Source organism: Bartonella jaculi, assembly GCF_039543045.1.
Lineage (GTDB): Bacteria > Pseudomonadota > Alphaproteobacteria > Rhizobiales > Rhizobiaceae > Bartonella > Bartonella jaculi.
In genome coordinates, this window is sequence record NZ_BAABIZ010000006.1 from 24239 (window position 1) to 47968 (window position 23730).

A 23730-nucleotide genomic window follows, 5' to 3' on the forward strand; every position below is an offset into this window, starting at 1 on the left:
TATTGCAGGTTCATACTTGATATTTTGTATTTGCGTTAATATTCTTGCGCTTGCAAATTCAGCCTTGTATAGCCAGAATAGAGATAAATGAATATTGTAATAAAAAAGCAGAAAGGCATAGTATGTCTGTTGATCAAGAAACAGTCAAGCGGGTGGCACATTTAGCGCGCATCGCTATTCACGATGATGAAGCAGAACGTATGGCAAAAGAGCTCAATGTTATTTTAGGTTTTGTGGAACAGTTGAGTGAAGTTGATGTCAGTGGAATTGAGCCGTTAACATCAGTAATGCCGATGGCTTTACGCATGCGTGAAGATCATGTCACAGATGGTGATAAAGCGGCTGATGTCGTAGCAAATGCGCCTGTTACGGAAGAAAATTTCTTTCTTGTCTCAAAAATTGTCGAGTAACTTTTTATATTTTTTTAATTTGAGAACCAATATGACTGATTTAACAACCCTTACAATTGCACAAGCCCGTGATGCTCTCACAAAGGGAGATTTCAAAGCGACTGAATTAACAGAGGCTTATCTAAAAGCAATTGAATTGGCCAATCCAACCTTGAACGCTTATGTAGCAATAACAGCAGAACAAGCAAGAGAAATGGCTGCTTTATCAGATAGTCGTTTGGCGAAAGGGCAGGGTGGTACTTTAGAGGGAATTCCATTAGGCATTAAGGACCTTTTTGCAACACAAGGTGTTCATACGCAAGCTTGTTCACATATCCTTGATGGTTTTAAACCGCACTATGAATCAACGGTGAGCGCTAATTTATGGCGAGATGGAGCCATTATGCTAGGTAAGCTTAATATGGATGAGTTTGCTATGGGATCCTCCAATGAAACGTCATATTATGGTCCAGTTATAAGTCCATGGCGAAAAAAGGGCTCCAGTGAAAAGCTTGTTCCTGGTGGTTCTTCCGGTGGTTCTGCTGCTGCTGTTGCGGCGGAACTTTGTGCGGGTGCAACAGCGACAGATACAGGCGGATCAATACGCCAACCTGCAGCATTCACGGGAACTGTGGGAATAAAGCCAACTTATGGACGTTGTTCACGGTGGGGAGCTATAGCTTTTGCCTCATCACTTGATCAAGCCGGACCTATCGCCAAAGATGTTCGCGATTGTGCTATTTTGCTAAAATCAATGGCTTCCTTTGATGAAAAAGATTCTACTTCTGTGAATTTGTCAGTACCTAATTATGAGAGTTATCTTGGACAATCAATCAAAGGAATGAAAATTGGTGTTCCAAAAGAATACCACCTTGAGGGAATGTCTTCTGAAATTATCGAGCTTTGGCAAAAAGGAATAAATTGGCTAAAAGAAGCCGGCACCGAGATCATCGATATTTCATTACCCCATACAAAATATGCTTTGCCTGCTTACTATATTGTAGCTCCTGCAGAGGCATCCTCTAATTTAGCACGCTATGATGGTGTCCGTTTTGGTCTTCGTATGCCGGGAAAAGACATCATTGAAATGTATGAAAATACCCGCTCAGCTGGTTTTGGTGAAGAGGTAAAACGACGTATTTTAATTGGCACTTATGTTCTCTCATCAGGTTTTTATGATTCCTATTATTTGAGAGCGCAAAAAGTACGAACATTAGTAAAACGTGATTTTGATCAATGTTTTGCTTCTGGCATTGATGCTATTCTCACACCTGCAACACCAACGCCGGCTTTTGGCATTGCTGATGAAAAAATAAAAAATGATACCGTAGCAATGTATCTTAATGATATTTTTACTGTGCCGGTGAATATGGCTGGTTTGCCAGGAATCTCTGTTCCTGCTGGTCTTTCATCAAATGGTTTACCGCTAGGATTGCAACTGATTGGTAAACCCTTTGCTGAAGAAGTCATTTTTCAAATAGCGTATATTATAGAGCAAGCTGCGGGAGTGTTCAGAGCAGAAAAATGGTGGACCTGATAATAAAAAAGCTCGGCTTTTTATGAAAAAAGTTTCACTTTTAAAAAAGACGCTCTTAGACTTAATGCTATGCACTTGAGTTAAGATGAGAGATAAATGTAGAATCATTATAAGGTTCTGTTTATATAAAGAGGAGCGTCCCTAGGGAGGAATTTTTACATCCAAAACAGAGATTGGCAAAGAATTTATAGTTTATTGCGAAATCATTTCTGGAATTGACGAGAGGTATGAAAACCTTTTCCATCGTTTTGTTGAAGACGTTCATTTTATTTTAAAATAGGACTCAATGGTAAGAGCTTCTTCTCTCCTATAATCAATGAGTGTAGCATCCATAAGTGTTAATGCACCTTGATGTGACATAAGTAGGGCATCAGGTTTGGCGAAAATTTTCCAATGACTATGCTAATAAACATATGATGCTGATTTGTGATGAATCTGTATCAACTTTGTCCGTGTTCATCCCTAAGCTACAGATGAAGCAAGGTTAGCATAAGAGAGCACTTTGGAAAGAAGGTAAGGGGTAATTAACGAGGTAAATATATGTAGCGGATTCCTTGTAGCAATATTCTAACTTCAAGAAACTAGAATGACAGGATTTAAAGTTCTCCAAGCTTTTTGAATGCTTTAAAAATTCATAAGTGATAAGGCTTATAAAGGTTCTGTTTCAAATGCACTAAGCGAATAAGGAATCCGAATGCATAGCTGTTATTCCTTTCTGCTCAAACAGAAAACACCACATCACTATAATAAGTACCTTTATAGAGAAGATTCTTTATTTATAATAAAGACCACTATCTTATCGGATAGTTTTTTACTAATAAACTATTTAGATGTATTTTCTTGCGGTTTTATAAAAAGCTTTTTACGGGGGGGGTAGCATCTCACATTCATCCCCTCCTTTATCTTAAAGACTAAATGCACGGGAATTTAGAAAGAGATTTTAGAGGAAAATAATCCATAGTTTCTTAAATCATTGTACTGTATTTTAACCGCCGAGATATGCTTCTTTAACACGTGGATCAGAAAGCATAGCTTTACCTTCGCCATGAAATAAAACACGACCTACTTCTAAAATATAAGCGTAGTCGGCAATGGAAAGTGCTGCAAATGCGTTTTGTTCAATAAGAAGAACAGTTTTTCCCATATCATTAATTTTTCGGATAATTGAAAAAATTTCTCGTACGAGAAGAGGCGCTAATCCTAAAGAGGGTTCGTCCAATATGACCATGTCAGGATTACTCATAAGTGCGCGGCCCACAGCAAGCATTTGCTGCTCACCACCTGACATTGTTCCTCCCAATTGCTTAGCCCTTTCACGTAAGCGTGGAAAGAGATCAAATATCCATTCAATATCACGAGCAATCCCTGTTTTATCATGACGGATATAAGCGCCTAGATGTAAATTCTCTAAAACGGTGAAATGGGGCATAATACGTCGTCCTTCAGGACTCAGAGCAATACCTAAACGCAAAATACTTTCTGGTGATTTTTTTATAATTGACTCGCCTTTATAGGTAATCTCTCCGTAAACAGACCGATTAAGTCCCGTAATAGAGCGTACAATGCTACTTTTGCCTGCTCCATTAGCACCAATTAGAGTGACTATACTTCCCTTTTTTATAGACACGGAAAGATTTTGAATCGCTTTAATGGCACCATAACGAACGTGAAGATTTTTGATTTCAAGAATGCCCATACACATCTCCGCCAAGATAAGCTTCAATAACCTTAGGATTATTGCGAATTTCATCTGGTGTGCCATTGGCAATGCAACAGCCATATTCCATTACCAAAATATATTGGCAAAGCCCCATAACAACTTTCATATCATGCTCGATAAGAAGAATTGTAAGATCAAACTCTTTCTGTACTTTTTCTATGAATCTCCTAAGATCTTCACTTTCCTGTGGATTCATACCAGCTGCAGGTTCATCAAGGAGAAGTAATTTCGGCTTCGTTGCTAGCGCACGCGCAATTTCTAGACGTCGTTGCACACCATAAGGCAGAGACATCGCAGAGCGATTGGCTAGGTGGTCAAGCTGTAACCGTTCAAGAAGTTCCATCGCATTTTTATGAACTTCTCTTTTCTCTTTCATTGCTTTTGGAAAAAATAAAGCTGAAGCAAACCATGGATATTTTTGACGAACATGAGCCCCCACCATAACATTCTGCAAAACGGTTAAGCCTGAAAAAAGGCGAATATTTTGAAATGTCCGTGCAATATGGCGCCTGCAGATAATATAAGGAGGAGCCCCAGAAACTTTTTGCTCATCAAAAAGAATTGTTCCACTCGTGGGGGTATAAAATCCGGAAATCATATTAAAAACGGTTGTTTTTCCAGCACCATTTGGACCAATTAATCCCGTAATTGTTCCCCGTTTAATAGCCATATTAATGTTATTTACAGCAATCAATCCGCCAAAACGCATCACAATATCATTGAGTGAAAGGATAGTATCGTTCATAACTTTCCCTCATTATCAGAGAACTTCTTGCGTGTTAAAAAGCAATAAATTCCATTCCATGAGAATTCACGTTGTCCCAACAATCCTTGTCGCCAAAATAAGATAATCATTAACAATAAAAGAGAAAAAATAACCATACGGAGGCCTGGTATCTCTGGAACATGTATAAAACCTAAGTCAAACGGACTTTCAATAATGCGAAGCCACTCAAGCATGACTGTAATAATAATACTACCAAGAATACTGCCTGTAATTGAACCAAGACCGCCCGCAACAACAATCATCAAAATATTAAAAGTTAGAAGAAAATTAAACATTTTGGGATCGATAGTAGAAATAAGAGCAGCCATCAATGCCCCTCCAATACCGGCAAAAAATGCACCAATTGTGAAGGAAAAGCTACGGTAAAAAAAAGCATTAATCCCCATTGTTTTCGCGGCGATTTCATCATCACGAATAGCACGTAGAACATTACCAGTATTGCTTCGCAATAAGAGAATAATGAAGGTAACTGTAAATGCTAACCAACCATAGTTCCACCATAATGTTGCATTTTGAGGTATTCCTTTGATTCCAAGTGAGCCATTTGTTAGGGATGTAGCGTTTGTAATGACTATACGAATAATTTCTGCAAAGCCCAATGTTGCAATTCCAAGATAATCGCCACCGAGACGTAATACTGGAAGAGCAATTAGTAAACCTATGATTGCAGCACACAGACCACTTATAACGACAGCGACAAAAAAAGGTAATTGCAGATAATGCAGCGGCTCAGCTATGGGATCGAGAAGCCACATCATTTCTTTTTGTTCAGGAGAAAGAAGTAAAATTGCGCATACATAAGCACCAATGGCCATGAAGCCCGCATGCCCAAGAGAAAACATACCCGTGAAACCGTAAATTAAATTAAGTGAAATTGCTAATATTGCATTAATGGCAATAAGATTAATAACACGAAGTGTATAATCGTTAAAATGGTTGTTCGCATAAAATAAAAAACCAATAAAAATCAAAATACTGATACATGACAGAAAAGTTGTAACTGATTTTGCCATTAGATTTTCTCCTGACTTTTTTTACCCATTAAACCAGTGGGCATTATCAATAAAATCAGAATCAATAAAATAAAGGCAAAAGCATCTCGATATCCAGATAAAGCAGGAAAGAATGCAATAATCATAATTTCAATAAATCCTAGTAATAATCCCCCCAACATTGCTCCTGGAATTGAGCCAATACCTCCGATAACGGCGGCAATAAATGCTTTGAGTCCAGGAAGAACGCCCATATAAGGTTGAATTTGAGGGTAGCGGAGAGACCACATGATGCCCGCGATAGCGGCAAGTGCGGAGCCTATCCCAAATGTGAATGCAATGACTTTATTGACAGAGACTCCCATTAAACGCGTTGTTTCAATATCGTGTGAGATCGCGCGCATAGCAAGCCCCGGTTTTGTTTTATGGATAATCCATAGCAATAACACAATCAGAAAAAACGAAACAGTAGGAACAATCAGAGACATGGGAGCAATTCTAATGACATCCTCTGAGCCTTGTTTTAAATGCCACAGAATCGGCTTTACAAGAAAATCTGGCTGTTTTACCCCTTTGGGGACACCACTAAAAAGTACGGTAGCAAGATTTTCAATAAAAAAGGAAACTCCTATTGCACCTATAAGCGCTGAAATACGCGGAGCATGACGCAAAGGTCGATAAGCAAATTGATCAACAGTAATCCCCACAGCACTTGTGATAAAAATCGAAAAACAAATAGCTAAGATCCAAATAGGTGCAAAGTCTTGCGGAGCAATTTTAAAATAATAAATGAAGCCCAGAACAAGAAGCGAAAAGACAGCGATCCAATAAATTGGAGGGCGTTTTTTGAACCCTATAAACACCGCATAATAAATGAGAACAGCCAGAAATACAAGAAGAACAGCGGCCCAAGCAGGCATAAAGCTAATTGTGGAAAAGAAAACAAAATACGCTCCTAACATAAAGATGTCACCGTGAGCAAAATTAATAAGCCTTAGAATACCATAGACCATGGTATAACCAATCGCTATAAGTCCATAAAGCGATCCCAATGCCAGCGCATTAAAAAAATACTGGATGAACATTTCAGTGCTCATCTCTCGTCCTTCCACATTTGTTAATTCATATAGAATAAAATACGAAATTCTTAAGTGATTTGGTTGAAGAAAAGATCTTCAACCAAATGCTAGATTTTGATTACTAAATTTTTCTGATTTTTTAAAGAGCAGGTTTGACTTCATCTAAATAGACACGTTTCCCATCCTTTATTTCAATTATACCGATAGGAAGTTTTGGATTATGATTTTCATCCATAGACATCTCACCAAAGGGTGTTTGAAAATCTTTTAATTTGCTAAGTTCTATAGTGATTTTTTCACGATCAGCACTGCCAGCATTTTCAATAGCTTTCATGAACATCATATAACTTGTATATCCCAAAACAGAATTTATATTTGGCTCCTGATCAGGATAAGCTGCTTTCCACTCGTTTGTAAACTCTTGCGCAGCTGCTGACATGTTTGGCATGTCTTCGCTGTAGGGAAGTGTTGTATGTAAGAACCCTTCTGCTGCTTTTCCTGCAATTGTAACGGTTTCTGGGTTATCCATAGCATCACCCCCCATAATTCGAAACTTTGCGCCTAGCTCACGTGCTTGTTTCATGATGATAGCACCTTCAGAAAAATAGGATGGAATAAACAAAATATCTGGTTTTTGTGCTATGATCTGTGTGAGAACAGCTGAAAAGTCCTGATCTCCAGAATTATAGTTTAAATTTGAGATAACTTCACCACCGAGTTTTTTAAAAGAGCGCATAAAATAACTTGCAAGACCAATCGCATAATCATTTGAGATATCTTTGAGTATAGCAGCCTTTTTTGCATGTAAAGTTTGAATTGCGTAAGTTGCAATTCCTACACCTTGGTAGGAATCAATGAAGCACGCACGAAAATAGTATTTTTTGCCCTGTGTAACAAGTGGACTCGTTGAAGAGGTTGCAATAGTTGGAGTCTTTGCTTTTTCAGATATTTCCCCACCAGCTAACGAGAGTGAAGAGCCATAACTACCTATAATCCCATTAACTTTTTCACTAGCAGTCAAACGCATAACAGCATTAGCAGCTTCTACTTTATCGGATTTATTATCAACAACGATAAGTTCCACCTTACGTCCAAGTATTTCTGGGATTTTTTTATGTGCCAACTGTATGCCTCTCATTTCGAGTTGACCTCCAAATGCATTTTGGCCACTTAATGGAAGATAAACACCAATTTTAATAGGTTCATTGGCATAGGCATTTGCTACAAGTACCATTACAGCTGCGAGCGTAGTAAGGATTTTCCTCAATTGCATTGTGCACCTTCCTTAATTTAGTTGTAATTTTTGCACCTTATCTGGAACTTCTTCATCATGCAAGTTACACATGAACGAAAACATCATTACATATTGTGTGAAAAACCTTTTATATTACCTTCTTTTTAGTAAAATATATGAAGCGTATGATCAAATATTTTATGTAAAATTTAAATTTGCGGGTTTATCTGAGAACAGAAGATACGACAATATGGGGAAATCTTATCTTAGGACTTGCGTGTTGATGCAAGAGCAATGTTTACTTGATGTAGAGAATCAATGTCATACAATTTAGACCTACAGGATCACGTTTATTATGACGAGTAAGGATACATTAAAGGGTTATTCCCTGTCTGAAGACAATAGAGGTGCTTGTGGTGAGATTATTGAAATCAGTGGTGTCATTAAGTGGTTTGATGGTAGTAAGGGATATGGGTTTATTGTACCTGATTTACCTGATTTTCCGGATATATTATTGCACGTTACAGTGATGCGGAGGGATGGCTTTCAAACAGTTTTGGAAGGAGCTAAAGTTGTTTGTGCTGTGGAAAAAACTGAACGAGGATTAAAATGCGTTCAAGTAAAATCTATCGATTGTTCATCAGCGATTCATCCGTCAGAAACTCCAGCCCGTACGCATGTCATTGTTACCCCAGAAAGTGGTTTAGAGCGCGCAATTGTCAAGTGGTTTAATCGCGATAAAGGATTCGGGTTTTTGAGCCGCGGAGAAGGAACAGAAGATATTTTTATTCATATGGAAACTTTGCGCCGTTTTGGTTTAGCAGAACTTCGTTCTGGTCAAGTTGTTCTTGTACGTTTTGGTAAAGGGAAAAAAGGCTTGATGACAGCGGAAATTTATCCAGACATAGGGATTCCATTTGCTACACATTGAGTTTCACTATACCCCACATGTTCTCTTTGATTGTTTAGGAGAGAGGTGATGCTATCTGTATATGAATATAAACAACCATAACGCCAGCATGTATACCAGCGTGTATAAAAAAAGATATACCCATAAAATCATAAATTAAGTGAAGCTCACTATATGATAGTGCATTGAGAGAAATAAAGGAAGCTTATACTCTTATTTTGCTTCTTTTTTAATTTGGATGCTTAAATGCTAATAAAGGGTTGTTTGGTATGGAGATAAAGATGTTAAAGCTGTTTGAAAAAGGGGGCATCATTGCGTTAGCGCTGTTTTTTATATTGGAAGTGACTGTAGCTGTAGCAAATAAGCCCTTAGAGCTTCCTGTTCATCCGATTCCTTTAGAGATACAAACAAAGCAAGGTGCGATTTCTTATAAAGTAGAGATTGCTTTTACACCATCCCAAGCGAAAGCTGGTTTGATGTATCGTACTGATTTTCCACGCGATCGTGCAATGCTCTTTAGACATCAGGGAAGTGATCAATTAAAAGATACGCAGAAATTTTTTATGTGGATGGCAAATACACCTTTACCCTTAGATATGATTTTTTTAAACGCTGAAGGAGTTATTGTATCGATTGTTGAAAGCACTTCTCCCTTTTCAACGGATACGATTTCATCAGGAGTTCCTGCAACTTTTGCGCTTGAAGTTAACGCGGGTGAAGTTGCTGAAAAAAAATTAGAGAAGGGACAACGTGTTCTTCATCCCGCCATTTGTGGAGAATGCAAAGGTAATAAAAATGACAGCTGAAGATGTCCGTTTTTTTGAATATGATGATTTACGCTTTGCTTATCGAGAAGAAGGGCAGGGAGAGCCTATTTTGTTGATTCACGGTTTTGGATCTTCTGCACGTGTAAATTGGTATGCAACGGGTTGGTTTCGCACCCTTACGGAAGCAGGGTATCGTGTTATTGCTCTTGATAATCGCGGGCATGGAGATTCAATTAAAAGTTACGATTCTTCTTTTTATACGCCTCAAGCTATGGCTGGCGATGCAGTGAGATTGTTGCAGCATTTAGAATTATCTAAAGCGCATGTTATGGGATATTCTATGGGCGCTCGAATTAGCGCATTTATGGCTCTTTTGTACCCGACATATGTACACAGTGTCATTTTTGGTGGTTTAGGTATTGGTATGGTAACAGGCGCAGGAGATTGGGAACCTGTTGCAGAAGCTCTTTTAGCAGAAGATATTTCTACCATTACGAATCCACGTGGTTTAATGTTTCGTAAATTTGCAGATCAAACAAAAAGCGATAGACGTGCTCTCGCGGCTTGTATTATCACATCAAAACAAGAGTTAACAGCATCTGAGGTTTACAAAATTGAGCAACCTGCACTGGTTGCGGTTGGTTCATTAGATGAGATTGGCGGTGAAGCAGAACCGTTAGCCGCTTTGTTGCCTCATGGTGAAGCACTAACAATTCTTGGTCGAGATCATATGCTTGCTGTGGGAGATAAGGTTTATAAAAAAGGCGTTATCGATTTTCTTTCTCGTTATCCTATTGTATGATTCTCATACAAAATCTTTAGAATTTGCAAAAGTATCCGATATTTTTTCTCTTGGATAAGATAGAAACTTGTTCAAAATGTCAATTTTGTAGTGTGTGTTTTTACGTAAGAGCGAATGAAATAGTAATAAAACTCTAGTGAGCTTATTTTATATATTTATATAGGAGTGATTTCCTTTTTCGGGTATGCGCTGAGAGTATTTAAAGGGGGGTGTTTTTTAACTATTAAACAAGGATTTTTATGGTAAACAAGAAAAGCTGTAAAATAAAGAAGTGCCTCTATTTTATAGAGCTCTGTTTTTGAATAGATGGAATAAGCATTGTAATAGTTGATTGATTTTTTGTCAGAATATGCGTGTAAGCGCATGTAATAAAATTGGGGATAAAGTAAAAATTATTAAAAACGTACGGTTTTCTACCCGTTTTTTTTACTTTTGTAATCTATTGAACGAATATTAATAATGATAAAGCCTCTGAATAAGGATATTCAGCAAAATTTGAAAATAATTGTGCTTTAGGTGTAGGGCTAACCGAAGATCAGGAGTAAGATTTTTACTATCTTTACAGAATTCTAGGAGTGCCTTATTGGCGAATAAATCATTAATTAATAATCTCAAAAGACAGGAGAGCATAGTGAATGCTGATGAAATAAAAAAACTTGATAGTTATTTAAAAAACACATTCCAAAATTCAGCATTGCAGGTAAGAGCACGGCCTAAAAAAGATGATTCTTGTGAGGTTTATATTGGGGATGAATTTTTAGGTGTTATTTATCGAGATGAAGATGAGAATGAATTATCATACAATTTCTCGATGGCCATATTAGATATCGATTTAGAAAATTGATTTGTTTAAAGAGTTGAGTGACATTTTTATTCACCCGAAGAGGTTTATATGAGTTTTTGTGCTTTAAAGCTTGTGTAACTATTGCGTCCTATAATCAGGTGGTCGTGAATAATAATTCCTAATGCATTTGCGGCATCTTTTAATCTATATGTCATTGTTATATCTGCTTGAGAAGGTTTGGTATCGCCGGAAGGGTGATTGTGAACTAGAATAAGTCCTGACGCAGACAATTGCAAAGCTCGAGAAATGACTTCACGAGGATAGACAGGGGTATGATCAATGGTTCCAATTTGTTGCACTTCATCAGCGAGTAAGCCATGTTTCTTATCAAGAAATAAAACACGAAACTGCTCGCGTGTTTCATGAGCCATGACAGCTTTACAATATGCTAATACTTTATCCCATGATGAAAAAATATCACGTTTAAGTAATTGCGCGCGAGCAAGACGTCCTGCAACATCTGAAATAATTTTTAAGTCAATCGCAGTGGCAGGACCGCATCCTTGCACTTCTTGAAGCCGATGAATATCGGCGCTCAATACATCGGCTAATGAGCCAAAATGCGCTATTAAGCTTTTCGCTATTGGTTTTGTATTTGCACGGGGGATCGTACGAAAAAGTAATAATTCAAGATATTCATAATCTTCAATCGCATTCCCTTTTGATTTTAAATAACGTCTACGCAGACGTTCACGATGTCCATGGTAATGCTTATGGACTTGTGAATTTCTCTGGACGTTTTCATTTTTTATTTCTGGTTTTGGATGAAGAGGGGAACTTGATGTTAATGCAAAATGATCGCTTTGGCTGTTCCCCTTTTTATTTAATTTTTTAGCCATGACATTTCTACATTTATTTAAGCATCATTTGATATTTAAGCATCTGAATTGGGAATATAAAAAATATTTTTAGGAGATTGCGTAAATATTTCGCATCCTTCATTCGTTACGCCAATTGTATGTTCGTACTGTGCACTAAGAGACCGATCACGCGTAACGGCAGTCCAGCCATCAGATAAAATCTTAACTTGTGGTTTTCCAAGATTAATCATAGGCTCAATTGTAAACATCATACCTTGTTTCAGTTCTATCCCTTCTCTAGGATTGCCGTAATGTAGAATATTGGGGGCATCATGGAACAGTTGACCAATTCCATGTCCACAAAAGTCTCTTACGATTGAGCAGCGTTCAGATTCTGCATAGTGCTGAATTGCTGCACCAATATCACCTGTGGTTGCTCCGGGCTTAACTACAGCAATTCCTCTCATAAGACTTTCATACGTTATTTTTAATAAGCGCTCTGCAGCACGTCTGATTTTTCCAACAGGGTACATACGGCTTGAATCTCCATGCCAACCATCAAGAATAAAGGTTACATCAACATTAACAATATCGCCTTCTTGCAAGGATCTTTTATTGGGAATGCCATGACAAACAACGTGATTGATTGATGTACAGCATGAGTGGCCATATCCGTGATAATTTAGATCAGCAGGAAGTGCTCCCCGCATGGCACCAAAAGTAAACACAAAATCATCAATTTCTTGCGTGGTAATGCCAGGCTTAATAATATCCGTAAGTGCATCGAGGCATTCAGCAGCAATACGACCAACTTCACGCATTTTTGCAAAAGCATGGTCATCAAAAATACGGATTTGTCCATTAAATTTTAAGGGTATTTTGTTATATTCAATATAATCAGTCATTGCTTTTTCTGTTTTCTATTTTTACTCGATGAATCGGAAAAATACCTTCTACACTTACGTGACATTTTACAGCATAAAATTCTACCCCTGATTCTAATGCTAAATCAAATTTACGTCCATAGGTTGGATCAAGATCACGACAGATCGTAAAAGCTGAACAATCTTCCCGTTGAATCACATAAAGCATAGCGGCTCGTTTTCCCTGTTGCACAATTTTTATAAGCTCTTCAAGATGACGTGTACCACGTTTTGTCTCAGTATCAGGAAATTCTGCTAGTCCTTTTTGGCGGATAAAATGAACATTTTTAACTTCTAGATAACAGTCCGGAAGAAGGTCATCACGCAGAAGAAAATCAATCCGTGATTGCATACCATAGCGTTGCTCCCTTAAGATTGTTTTGTACTCGTTTAATTCTGGTAATAATCCCTTTTGAATTGCTTCTAATGCAATTTTATTGGATAAAGTCGTATTGATGCCAACTAAAGTATTATTCGTTTCGACAATTTCTAATTGATATGCATATTTTCGCTTGGGATTGTTATTATATGAAAGCCAAATATTAGAATTGGGAGCTGTTAATCCCAGCATCGATCCTGTATTAGGAACAGACACCGTGAAGATATATTGATCATCTCGTTTAACATCAGCAAGAAAACGTTTATAACGACGGATAAGTTTTGCAGGAAAAAGTTTGGGAAGAAAGAGCATATTCCTTTTTTAGAATGCATGATTTCATAATACAACTAAAATTGCGATTTGCAACAATTATGGAATGTAAACAGAGAAATATCAGTGTAAAAATACTCCTCTCTCCTTTAGACTTGCTCTAAGCACCAAAGCTTTTTCATTCTTTTAAATCTTTATACGTTAAATTCGCAATTTCTAGTTGAAAAGACAACATTGACCATAATTTGTTATTAAAAAGGTTATTTTGTGAACTATTTTAAGGGCAAAGTTTTATTCAAAAAAAACATAATTAAAGTGGAATTAGGTAGAGATTGATGGCTGGAACCAATAAAAATCATATAAATTTAACAAATGGTCCAATTATTATTTTAGTTGAGCCGCAGTTGCCTGAAAATATTGGTATGGTAGCAAGGGCAATGGCGAATTTTGGGCTCTCTAAGCTTCGGTTAGTCAAACCTCGAGAAGAGTTTCCAAGTGAAAAAGCTAGAGCTGCAGCGAGTAAAGCAGACCATGTCATTAACGATGCAGTGATTTTTGATACATTACGTGACGCAATTGCAGATTTGCACTATGTTTTTGCTACAACGGCACGTGAAAGATGTGGTTTTAAAACTGTAAAAAGTGCTGTAGAAGCAGCGAGTATTTTACGTCAACGTGAAAATATCGGACATAAGACGGGTATCGTCTTTGGAAGAGAGAGGTGGGGACTGGTAAATGATGAGATTAGTCTTGTTGATGAAATCATTACTTTTCCGGTAAACCCTGCTTTTGCATCACTTAATATTGCACAAGCGGTTTTGCTTATGTCTTATGAATGGATGAAATCAGGTTTGGAAGATGCGAGTGATACTGCTTTTCGTGCAGTAGAGCTGGAGCCAGCTGATAAAGCAACGTTTCATGGTTTTTTATCTCAATTAGAAGATGCTTTGGATATTCGTGGATATTTTAGGCCCCGAGAACGCAAGGAGGTTATGCTTGCGAACCTGCGTTCTGTTTTTACGCGCGCTCATTTTAGCGAATCTGAAGTTCGCTTGCTACGGGGGATTATATCTTCACTAGAACATTTTTCGCCTAAGTTTCCACGAGGAAGCGGTGCCCCCGCAGATCGTGATCGTAAAAAATTTAAAACAGGTGTGCAAACTGATGGATAAACGGCCTGTTCTTTTTTTTGATAGTGGTATTGGCGGTTTAACAGTGTTAAGGGAAGTACGCGTTCTTATCCCTGAAACGCAGTTCATTTATGTTGCTGACGATGCAGGATTTCCTTATGGTAATTGGGAAGGGAATGTCTTAAAGGACCACATCTTAAAGGTTTTTACAAACCTTTTAACACTTTATAATCCTGTTTTATGTGTGATCGCTTGCAATACTGTTTCTACACTCATGATGGCAGATTTACGAAAAAACTTTCCCCATGTTCTTTTTGTTGGAACTGTTCCTGCAATTAAATTAGCAGCTGAACAAACAAAATCTGGTTTTATTTCAGTGTTAGCCACTCCCGCAACAGTGAAACGTGCGTATACACATGAATTAATCAATACTTTTGCTGATCAGTGTCATGTCCGGCTTGTTGGAAGTGAAAAGCTTGCTGGTTTTGCTGAAGATTATTTACGTGGAAAATCTGTCAATTTAAGAGAATTACGTAACGAAATCCTTCCATGCTTTGTTGAGAAAAATGGCAAATATACTGATATCATTGTGTTAGCTTGTACACATTATCCTTTTTTGATTAACTTATTTCGTGAACAAGCTTTATGGCCTGTTGAATGGATTGATCCGGCAAAAGCTATAGCTAAACACACAAAATCATTATTGCCGGAAAGAATGCATCACCAAAACAGAAAGACGCATAATAAAGATTTTGCGTTGTTTACATCGCAAAATATAACTTCTTCAACAAAGCGTTTGTTAAAAGAGTTTGGCTTAAATATCGTGAAAGGAGTTGACTTTTGGGTATGAGATCAATAAAGCTATCTTAGCTTTTTCTTTCGAGAAAATGGTGTTAATTGACGTGTCCCGTGGATAACTTTGCATATTATGTATTAAGCTATCCTGTCAGTCTTTTTTAAAAAAAGGCAGAGGAGGGCGCGTTTCCTTGAGGTCTTACTATAAGATCTTGTGCTTTATTTTTAAGGAAATGCGATGAGTAAACGCGAAACAACGAAGTATAAAATTGATCGCCGTATGGGAGAAAATATTTGGGGTCGTCCAAAGTCTCCTGTTAATCGCCGTGATTATGGTCCAGGTCAGCATGGGCAACGCCGTAAAGGAAAGCTTTCTGACTATGGTGTGCAATTGCGTGCTAAGCAGAAACTAAAAGGTTTTTACGGTGATATTTCAGAAAAACAATTCCGTAAAACTTATGCAGAAGCTTCTCGTCGGCGTGGTGATACAGGTGAAAATCTTATTGGCCTTTTGGAATCGCGTTTGGATGCTGTTGTTTACCGTGCAAAATTTGTACCTACAATTTTTGCTTCTCGCCAATTTATCAATCATGGTCATGTTAATGTAAATGGTCGGCGCACGAATATTCAATCATATCGCTGTAAACCAGGTGACGTTATTGAGGTTCGTGAAAAATCAAAACAGCTTGTTTTGGTTCTGGAATCTGTGCAATTGGCGGAGCGTGATGTGCCTGAATATATCGAAGCTGATCATAATCAGATGAAAGCGACATTTACGCGTGTTCCTGCTTTTGCAGATGTTCCTTATGCTGTGCAAATGGAACCTAATTTGGTTGTTGAATTTTATTCTCGATAAATGCTCTAGGGAGAGTATATTGCTCTCTCTGTTTTATTACATGCTCAAAAATGTTATGTTGCTTTATAGTTTTTGAAGCTAACAAGCGGTTTTTATGAATGGTGCTGTATCAAGTTTGTTGTTATGTTTTATAGCAGTATGACTTGTATAGCTCCATTTCTTTTTTACACAGCTCATTTTACAAACAAAATGAGTAATAAAGTTTAAGCTGCACCCCCTCTGTTGTTATCTTGGTCACTCTTTCAGAATAAGATGTTTATTGTGCAGGATTATGGTATCATGGATAATATTTCAGTCGAATATCAGGATATGGAAGAGAATGTAGAGAAAACTGATCTTTTGGCGAGAGAAGCGGATGATTGTCATCCAATATTTCGAATAGCTCCTTCAACTGTAGAATTTAATAAATTACGTAAACGGCTTTTGCGTCATATACGGCAAGCATTTGATGATTTTTCTATGCTTTCTTCAGGAAAAAAATGGCTTGTTGCTTTATCGGGTGGAAAGGACTCTTACGGTTTATTAGCGCTCCTTCTGGATTTAAAATGGCGTGGTCTTTTACCTGTTGAAATTTTAGCCTGTAATCTTGATCAAGGACAACCAGGTTTCCCTAAGCACATTCTTCCGGACTTTTTAAATTCTTATCAAATTCCATATCGCATTGAATATCAAGATACTTATTCAGTTGTTACGGATAAATTAGCACATACGCAAACATATTGTTCCCTTTGTTCTCGATTGCGACGTGGCAATTTATATCGTGTTGCACGTGAAGAGGGATGTTCTGCATTAGTTCTAGGACATCACCGTGATGATGTTTTGGAAACGTTTTTTATGAATTTATTTCATGGAGGCCGATTAGCAGCTATGCCTGGAAAGCTGATAAACGACGAGGGCGATCTTTTTGTTTTGCGCCCTCTCGTTTATGCTGCAGAAGAAGATATGGAAAAATTTTCTCAAGCAATGCAATTTCCTATTATTCCTTGCAATCTTTGCGGTAGTCAGGATGGTTTACAACGCAATACAATGAAAAAAATGCTCAGTGATATCGAAAAAAGAATGCCTGGACGTAAAGACACCATGATTCGTGCTTTGAGCAATGTGCGCCCAAGCCATTTGCTTGATAAAAAAATTTTTGATTTTAAAGACTTATTATAAATATGAAATGTTTAAGTTGAAGCTTTTTTATAACTTCAAACTGCGATACCATAAAGATCATAAGCATCTGATTGTTCGATTTTAACAGTGACAAATTCACCGACACGTAATGGTCGTCGTGATGATATATGCACAACACCATCTATTTCTGGAGCATCATATTGACTACGGCCTTTAGCTACTTTGCCTTGACTTTCATCGATAAGCACTTGTAGTCTTTTACCGATTTTTTTCTTTAAAAGATGATTGGAAATTTGTTGTTGTTTTGCCATAAAGCGATGCCAGCGGTTTTCTTTTACTTCTTCAGGAATGTTTTCTAATCCCAAATCATTTGCAACGGCACCTTTTACTTCTTCATATTTAAAACAGCCGGCACGTTCAATTTTTGCTTCCTCTAACCATTCAAGGAGTAAATTAAAATCTTCATTCGTTTCACCTGGAAAGCCGACAATAAATGTTGATCGCAAAGTGAGATCTGGACAAACTGCTCGCCACTTTTCAATTCTACGATTCATTTTTTCCATAAGAGCGGGACGTTTCATATTACGCAAAACGTTTGGTGATGCATGCTGAAAAGGGATATCCAGATAAGGGAGAATTTTTCTTTCAGCCATCAATTCAATAACTTCATCAACATGAGGATAAGGATAAACATAATGCATACGTATCCAAACACCCATATTGCCTAATTCGCGACAAAGATCGAAAAATTTTGTTTTTACTATGCGATCTTTCCAAGGCGTTTCTAGATATTTAATATCAATGCCGTAAGCACTGGTATCTTGTGAAATAACCAAAAGCTCTTTTACACCTGCTTGTACCAGTTTTTCAGCTTCGCGAAGAACATTATTGATAGGACGTGAAGTAAGATTACCGCGCAGTGTAGGAATAATACAAAAGCTACACCGATTAGAACATCCTTCAGAAATTTTTAAATAAGCATAATGGCGAGGTGTTAAACGAATACCTTGGGGGGGAACTAAATCGATAAAAGGATCATGAACTGGAGGAATTGCTTTATGAACTGCTTGTATAACACTTTCATAGGCTTGTGGTCCTGTAATAGCCAACACATTAGGATGTACTTGACGAATCACATCAGGATCAGCACCAAGACAGCCCGTTACAATAACTTTTCCATTTTTTTTGAGGGCTTCATCAATATTGGCGAGTGATTCATTTCGGGCAGAATCAAGAAAACCACAGGTATTAATAATAACGAGATCAGCACCTTGATGCTTATGTGAAATTTCATAACCTTCCGAACGAAGGCTTGTAATAATTCGTTCAGAATCTACAAGTGCTTTTGGACATCCAAGGGAAACAAAACTAATACGCGGTGCTGCCATGATAATCCTTGCAACTTTATGATGAAAACTAAACTTTATCTGCTACTTTATTAAGAATAAAAGAGGCTCTTTATTTTTTTTATAGATGCAATACAATGCTTTAGAAAGTTATTTAATTTTTTTCTACAAAATCTTATGAGTATACGTAGCATAACGCACGAAAAAATACTAATATAATCTTATATTGAATATACGGAGCGTGCGAGATAGATTTTTTTGTTTTCTAATATTTGCGAATAAGTCCAATAAGCTTACCTTGTATCTCTACACGCTCAGGTCCGTATATGCGTGTTTCGTAGTGAGGATTGCCAGCTTCTAATGCAATAGAAGCTCCTTGGCGTCGATAACGTTTTAAAGTTGCTTCTTCTTTATCAATAAATGCGACAACAATTTCACCGGATGTTGCTGTACTTTGGCGTTTAACAATTATAGTATCCTTATCAAGGATTCCTGCTTCAATCATAGAATCATCTTTGACTTCTAAAGCGTAGTGCTCACCTGAATTAATCATGTCTTGTGGTAAAGAAAGTGTATTTATTTGTTGCTGTATAGCGGAAATAGGTACACCAGAAGCAATACGCCCCATAATGGGAATCGTGGTATTTTTTTTCTCTTCTTCATCAAAATTATCAAGATTGCCGAAGTTTTTTGATATTTTTCTTTTGTTATCCTCTATTACACTAGAAGAAATTTTACGCGCTAAAGAAAGATTAAATGTTATTTTCTCAGGAAGTCGCACAATTTCTACTGCGCGGGCACGATTTGGCAAACGACGTATAAAACCTCGTTGTTCTAGGGCTGTAATAAGTCTATGAATACCAGATTTTGATGTAAGCTCTAATGCAATTTTCATTTCATCAAAGGAGGGGGGAATACCAATGTCTTTCATATGATTGTGAATGAACAAGAGTAGCTCATATTGTTTACATGTCAGCATTCAATGTTCCAATCAAAAGAATCAAAAAAGAAAGAAATAGAAAATAAAGTATATCTATCCTTCATTATTTTACATTTTTTCAACACAAATCAAAAGCATCTTCTTCATTTTTTTGAATTTAAAAGTGGAATTAATGAAATTAGACTTCTTTATTTATAAACAATTTATATTATATTCTTAATTAATAATATATTTTAAATATAGACATAATTTATTTTAATTTAATATGTGTTATTCTATCAAACAAGAGTAATTAGCTTAAACTAAATTACACAATCAGTTTTAAAAAAATCATCTGTATCTTCTAAGAAGATATTTGTATATCTTGGAATTTATTCATAAAGAAAAAAGATATCTTTTGATTTAACATAAATGATAGTTCAATACGCATTTAGAATCATTTTACATAGTATTGTTACTTTTTTATTTTTAGTAAAATTATTTATAATAGAAATATTGTATGCATTATTTTCATTTTTTGTCTTTATAAAGTGATATATTTTCAATATCGTGGCAACTGTGCCAATCTCTGAATTATTTCTGCTTTACTCTCTTCTATAATAAGCTTCTGGCAAACGAGCATAATGCTTTATCGAAAGCATATTCACATATAGAAAACGAGAACAAAAACTTAAAAAATACTAAAATCAGAAAATATATTTCATAAATATATGCCTTTCCAACACTTTCTAGTAAATATGCTTTTTCTCCATGTCCTATTCGTTATATTCACAACAGTGGGTAGCATTGATTTCTTTTTATGCGCTTTGGTTATTTATTAAAACCCAGTTTAATGCATTTACATGCATTCCTCCTCCTCTCGTATTCACATTTTGAAACTATGAGGTATTTTTGCGTTTAAATCACTAACCTTTTATTTAAGTTCGAAAAGCGAAAAAAGCAGAAAAATATTGATAACTAAAGCAAAGAATAATTTTTTTTTCGAAAGGTGTTGACCAAATGAAAAGTCAACCGTATGTTCCTCTAACTTTCTACAAGCAAGATAGCTTGTTTGGGAGCGCGTAGCTCAGCTGGTAGAGCAACTGACTTTTAATCAGTAGGTCCAGGGTTCGAATCCCTGCGCGCTCACCACTTTTAAATAAGGTTAGTAGGTTGTGCAAGATTTCAGGAATTTTGTGTTCTTTGTTTCTCTTATCTTATTTTTCTGTATGTTCTGAACCTTTTTAATTGATTCTATTACGAGACGTTTTCTGTCGGTTGTTTTAGTATAAAACTGTGCCATGCTATCTTCTGTGAAGCCAAAAAGCGCTTTAAGTTGTAATACCGTAGCTTCTGCATTGGCTGCACATGTTGCTACTAACTCTCTCAATCTATATGCTGTTTCATTCAATAACAGTTATTTTTTTCATTAATTCAAGTAGTTTACGGCTCCTTATGCAGGAGTAATCCTCCTTATTCACAATTTATATTATGCAATCACTTATTTAGCTAATATATTGATTTTATTTATTTTTTATTCATTCTAACTTTTATTAGAGTGCTTTTATTTTTTGCAGCGAATAACAAATAATAATTAATAATGTATTAAATGCTTGATAAAAAGTGAATTTTAAGCATATCATGGCGAAGCGAGGGGAATCATCATTGAAATTTGAGTTTTCCTATCGCGTACAGAAAGTACAGCGTGTTTTTTGCGGTAAGTACTCAATAGAAATAAGCGGGCTGAAAGATGCTTTTAAACAGCAAAAAAAAATTTACTCCCATTGTTAAATTAACATCTCAATTTGTTTCTGTGCTAGCTGTTTCCCAGCTATTGGTGTCTTGCTGTGCAAGCCAAACAACACATACAACTGATGCAGTGACTGTTGTTCTGCCTGAAAAAGTTTCAAGTAGGAAAAATCAATTCAAAGGAGAGGGGAGTAGGCGGGCTGTCGTCGGTAAACCTTACCAAATAAAAGGAAAGTGGTACTATCCCCAACATGATCCGACCTATAAACGTATTGGAGAAGCATCATGGTATGGTGCAGATTTTCATGGGCGTCTAACAGCAAATGGTGAGATCTATGACATGAATCTCTTGACTGCTGCTCATCCTACAATGCCTTTACCCAGTTATGCTCGTGTTACTAATCTGGAAAATGGGTCTTCACTCATTGTTAGAGTGAATGATCGCGGTCCTTTTATGAAAGATAGAATCATTGATTTATCAAAAAAAGCCGCAGCAATACTTGGTTATGAAAATGCTGGTGTAGCAAATGTTAAAGTAGAATATATTGCTGAAGCACCCGTTGGCTACTATGATGGTGCTTATTTAATGGCATCTTATACGCCGAGGAATTCCTCTTCGTATTCATTAGCATTGGCAGATATTCCGAAAAAAAGAGAAAGCATCATATTGGGGGAAAGAAATATAGGCAACAAAGAGCAATCAGCTAAAACGACTCTTGAACAGAAGCAACCCAAAACTGTTTCAATAAAATTGCCAGAGGTTGGTCCCGTTTTAGTTGATAAGCCGCCGTTGTTTGATCAGATAGCCTCTATAAATAAGCCAGACAAAAAGATAAAATTAGATTAATCTCAACTATTTTAAGAAGAGCGTGCATTAATTTTCAGTTTGTCCAAAGTCTCTAAACAGCAAATGATCAAGAGTTATTGATTGTAATAGGATTCTCATGAATGGAATTAGATTGCAGTTTTTTATAAAAAATAACAATAAGTGAAAAGTTTTTTGTGTTTTCCATGTATCTGAAACATTAAAGTTTAAGTGCTATGCGAAAAACAAAACGTTATCATGTGCTTTGTTTTAATGCTGGGCGAAAAAATCTGTTTTCTGGTTGCTAACGATTCTCGGTCTACAAAAATAAACAAATCTTTCCTTGTATAAAGGTATCTTTTATGCTGATCTTTAGATATAGGAGGGGCGGTTATGCGTACAACATTAAGGATTTTATTTACCTTATTTTGGATGTTAACATTGGATAGGGGAGGAAGAGCGCAAGATTTTCAAACTTCTGCATCGCAATTACTCCTATTAGATAATGATACCGATACAATACTTTTTGACAAACAGAGTGATATTGCTTTCCCCCCAGCTTCATTAGCAAAATTGATGACGGCTGAAGTCATATTTTATCAGTTAAAACAAGGTGTTTTAAGCAACACACAAACATTCACAGTAAGTGAAAATGCTTGGCGTAAGGGGGGAGCACCTTCCGGTACAACCACTATGTTTGCAAAAGTGAAGTCAGAAATTAGTGTTTCTGATCTTTTGCGTGGTCTCGTTATTGTCAATGGAAATGATGCTGCTATTACCCTTGCTGAAGGGGTATCGGGAAGTGAAGCTGATTTCGCAAAACTGATGAATCAACGCGCAAAAGCGCTCGGATTATCGCATAGCCATTTTGTTAATGCAACAGGGCTTCCCGAAGAGGGGCAGTTTGTGACATTGCGCGATATGGTTGCATTAGTGCGTCATATTGCTCATGAGTATCCTGATTATTATGTGCTTTACCGTGAACCTCACTTTACTTGGAATAAAATTTTTCAACGTAACAAAAATCCTCTTATTTCTAAGGAAATTGGTGTAGAAGGATTCGGATTCGGCTACAGCGAAAAAGAAGGCTTTTCAATGATTATTGCCGCCTATAAAAATCATCGACGTCTTTTTTTAGCAATAAATGGTTTGCAAGATGGTAAAGGACAGACAAAAGAAGTAGAACGCATTCTTCAATGGGGAATGACGGCTTTTGATCTTAAAACGATTTTCACAAAGGGAGAAATGGTTGGCCGTGCTTCTGTTTACGGTGGGGTGCAAAACTCTGTTCCCCTCATTGTTCAAGAGCCAATAAGCTTTATGCTTTCAAATGAAAAAAAAATGAATATTAAAGCAAAAATTAAATATCGCGGTCCATTGAAAGCTCCTATCACTTTAGGACAATCAGTTGGTGTTCTTCAAATTTTAGAAGATAAAAAGATTCTTCTCGAAAAGCCTGTTTTTGCCGAGATCGATGTTCAAGAAGGAAGCTTCTTTGCAAAAGTAAAAAATGCATTCTATGAAATAACGATTGGATGGTTACGAAAATATTTATAATACATGCTAAATAAGGGTTAA

22 protein-coding genes, 1 tRNA gene and 1 pseudogene are annotated in these 23730 nt (G+C 36.8%); 13 read left to right on the forward strand and 11 right to left on the reverse strand.

All coding sequences use genetic code 11. The annotated features are described in order from the left end of the window. The first annotated feature begins 122 nt into the window (after window positions 1-122). Window positions 123-410, forward strand: a complete 288-nt coding sequence (gene gatC / locus ABD915_RS03920) for an Asp-tRNA(Asn)/Glu-tRNA(Gln) amidotransferase subunit GatC (protein WP_345115447.1) — start codon at window positions 123-125, stop codon at window positions 408-410. A gap of 31 nt (window positions 411-441) precedes the next feature. Then, window positions 442-1926, forward strand: coding sequence for an Asp-tRNA(Asn)/Glu-tRNA(Gln) amidotransferase subunit GatA (gene gatA / locus ABD915_RS03925; protein ID WP_345115450.1), 1485 nt, complete (start codon window positions 442-444; stop codon window positions 1924-1926). A gap of 985 nt (window positions 1927-2911) precedes the next feature. Here gatA and ABD915_RS03930 read toward each other — a convergent pair. The 5 genes from ABD915_RS03930 to ABD915_RS03950 all read right to left on the reverse strand — a co-directional run bounded on the left by ABD915_RS03930 (window position 2912) and on the right by ABD915_RS03950 (window position 7777). Further along, window positions 2912-3622 (reverse strand): ABC transporter ATP-binding protein, encoded by a 711-nt coding sequence (locus ABD915_RS03930; RefSeq protein ID WP_345115454.1) that lies wholly within the window; start codon window positions 3620-3622, stop codon window positions 2912-2914. Next, window positions 3609-4391 carry an ABC transporter ATP-binding protein gene (locus ABD915_RS03935; protein WP_345115457.1) on the reverse strand — a complete coding sequence of 261 codons (783 nt, stop codon included), beginning with the start codon at window positions 4389-4391 and terminating at the stop codon, window positions 3609-3611. The genes ABD915_RS03930 and ABD915_RS03935 overlap by 14 nt, the downstream gene beginning before the upstream one ends. Beyond that, a complete protein-coding gene (locus ABD915_RS03940; RefSeq protein WP_345115460.1) occupies window positions 4388-5446 on the reverse strand; it encodes a branched-chain amino acid ABC transporter permease in 1059 nt (352 codons plus the stop codon). Before ABD915_RS03940 ends, ABD915_RS03935 begins: the two co-directional genes overlap by 4 nt. Then, window positions 5446-6522 (reverse strand): branched-chain amino acid ABC transporter permease, encoded by a 1077-nt coding sequence (locus tag ABD915_RS03945; RefSeq protein ID WP_345115463.1) that lies wholly within the window; start codon window positions 6520-6522, stop codon window positions 5446-5448. The genes ABD915_RS03940 and ABD915_RS03945 overlap by 1 nt, the downstream gene beginning before the upstream one ends. Before the next feature lie 121 nt (window positions 6523-6643). Then, a complete protein-coding gene (locus tag ABD915_RS03950; RefSeq protein ID WP_345115465.1) occupies window positions 6644-7777 on the reverse strand; it encodes an ABC transporter substrate-binding protein in 1134 nt (377 codons plus the stop codon). 316 nt (window positions 7778-8093) lie between these two features. On the opposite strand from ABD915_RS03950, the gene ABD915_RS03955 reads away from it, so the two are divergent. From ABD915_RS03955 to ABD915_RS03970, 4 genes are all read left to right on the forward strand, one after another. Then, entirely contained in the window at window positions 8094-8669 is a 576-nt protein-coding gene (locus ABD915_RS03955; protein WP_345115467.1) for a cold-shock protein, read from the forward strand. 260 nt (window positions 8670-8929) lie between these two features. Beyond that, a complete protein-coding gene (locus ABD915_RS03960; protein ID WP_345115470.1) occupies window positions 8930-9454 on the forward strand; it encodes a DUF192 domain-containing protein in 525 nt (174 codons plus the stop codon). Further along, a complete protein-coding gene (locus ABD915_RS03965; protein ID WP_345115472.1) occupies window positions 9444-10217 on the forward strand; it encodes an alpha/beta fold hydrolase in 774 nt (257 codons plus the stop codon). The genes ABD915_RS03960 and ABD915_RS03965 overlap by 11 nt, the downstream gene beginning before the upstream one ends. A gap of 631 nt (window positions 10218-10848) precedes the next feature. Next, window positions 10849-11061 carry a DUF3126 family protein gene (locus tag ABD915_RS03970; RefSeq protein WP_034459287.1) on the forward strand — a complete coding sequence of 71 codons (213 nt, stop codon included), beginning with the start codon at window positions 10849-10851 and terminating at the stop codon, window positions 11059-11061. Between the two features lie 44 nt (window positions 11062-11105). On the opposite strand, the gene radC is transcribed toward ABD915_RS03970, so the two are convergent. The 3 genes from radC to sfsA are packed head-to-tail and all read right to left on the reverse strand — an operon-like array spanning window position 11106 to window position 13475. After that, complete coding sequence (radC, locus tag ABD915_RS03975; protein WP_345115475.1) at window positions 11106-11900, reverse strand: RadC family protein; 795 nt, start codon at window positions 11898-11900, stop codon at window positions 11106-11108. A gap of 35 nt (window positions 11901-11935) precedes the next feature. Beyond that, window positions 11936-12766, reverse strand: coding sequence for a type I methionyl aminopeptidase (map, locus tag ABD915_RS03980; protein ID WP_345115478.1), 831 nt, complete (start codon window positions 12764-12766; stop codon window positions 11936-11938). Next, a complete protein-coding gene (gene sfsA / locus ABD915_RS03985) occupies window positions 12759-13475 on the reverse strand; it encodes a DNA/RNA nuclease SfsA (protein WP_345115480.1) in 717 nt (238 codons plus the stop codon). The genes map and sfsA overlap by 8 nt, the downstream gene beginning before the upstream one ends. A gap of 293 nt (window positions 13476-13768) precedes the next feature. On the opposite strand from sfsA, the gene ABD915_RS03990 reads away from it, so the two are divergent. The 4 genes from ABD915_RS03990 (at window position 13769) to ttcA (ending at window position 17372) form a co-directional block, all read left to right on the forward strand. After that, a complete protein-coding gene (locus tag ABD915_RS03990; RefSeq protein ID WP_345115483.1) occupies window positions 13769-14605 on the forward strand; it encodes an RNA methyltransferase in 837 nt (278 codons plus the stop codon). Next, window positions 14598-15413: a glutamate racemase gene (gene murI, locus ABD915_RS03995; RefSeq protein WP_345115486.1), complete on the forward strand. Its 816-nt coding sequence runs from the start codon at window positions 14598-14600 to the stop codon at window positions 15411-15413. Before ABD915_RS03990 ends, murI begins: the two co-directional genes overlap by 8 nt. 183 nt (window positions 15414-15596) lie before the next feature. Further along, the gene (gene rpsD, locus ABD915_RS04000; RefSeq protein ID WP_345115489.1) at window positions 15597-16214 is read left to right on the forward strand and encodes a 30S ribosomal protein S4; all 618 of its coding nucleotides are present in this window, start codon (window positions 15597-15599) and stop codon (window positions 16212-16214) included. Between the two features lie 279 nt (window positions 16215-16493). Then, window positions 16494-17372, forward strand: a complete 879-nt coding sequence (gene ttcA / locus ABD915_RS04005; RefSeq protein ID WP_345115491.1) for a tRNA 2-thiocytidine(32) synthetase TtcA — start codon at window positions 16494-16496, stop codon at window positions 17370-17372. 35 nt (window positions 17373-17407) lie between these two features. Here ttcA and rimO read toward each other — a convergent pair whose 3' ends face one another. Continuing rightward, window positions 17408-18721 (reverse strand): 30S ribosomal protein S12 methylthiotransferase RimO, encoded by a 1314-nt coding sequence (gene rimO, locus ABD915_RS04010; RefSeq protein WP_345115494.1) that lies wholly within the window; start codon window positions 18719-18721, stop codon window positions 17408-17410. 223 nt (window positions 18722-18944) lie between these two features. After that, a complete protein-coding gene (gene lexA / locus ABD915_RS04015; protein ID WP_345115497.1) occupies window positions 18945-19658 on the reverse strand; it encodes a transcriptional repressor LexA in 714 nt (237 codons plus the stop codon). Between the two features lie 1016 nt (window positions 19659-20674). Here lexA and ABD915_RS04020 point away from each other — a divergent pair. Beyond that, window positions 20675-20750, forward strand: a tRNA-Lys gene (locus ABD915_RS04020). A 13-nt stretch (window positions 20751-20763) separates the two neighbouring features. Here ABD915_RS04020 and ABD915_RS04025 read toward each other — a convergent pair. Next, a pseudogene (locus ABD915_RS04025) lies at window positions 20764-20997 on the reverse strand (hypothetical protein); the annotation flags it as partial. Window positions 20998-21348: 351 nt separating this feature from the next. Between ABD915_RS04025 and ABD915_RS04030 the strand changes: the two are divergent. Together ABD915_RS04030 and ABD915_RS04035 are read left to right on the forward strand one after the other, a co-directional pair. Further along, complete coding sequence (locus ABD915_RS04030) at window positions 21349-22194, forward strand: septal ring lytic transglycosylase RlpA family protein (RefSeq protein WP_345115500.1); 846 nt, start codon at window positions 21349-21351, stop codon at window positions 22192-22194. A gap of 351 nt (window positions 22195-22545) precedes the next feature. Then, window positions 22546-23709, forward strand: coding sequence for a D-alanyl-D-alanine carboxypeptidase family protein (locus tag ABD915_RS04035; RefSeq protein WP_345115502.1), 1164 nt, complete (start codon window positions 22546-22548; stop codon window positions 23707-23709). Window positions 23710-23730 lie beyond the last annotated feature (21 nt).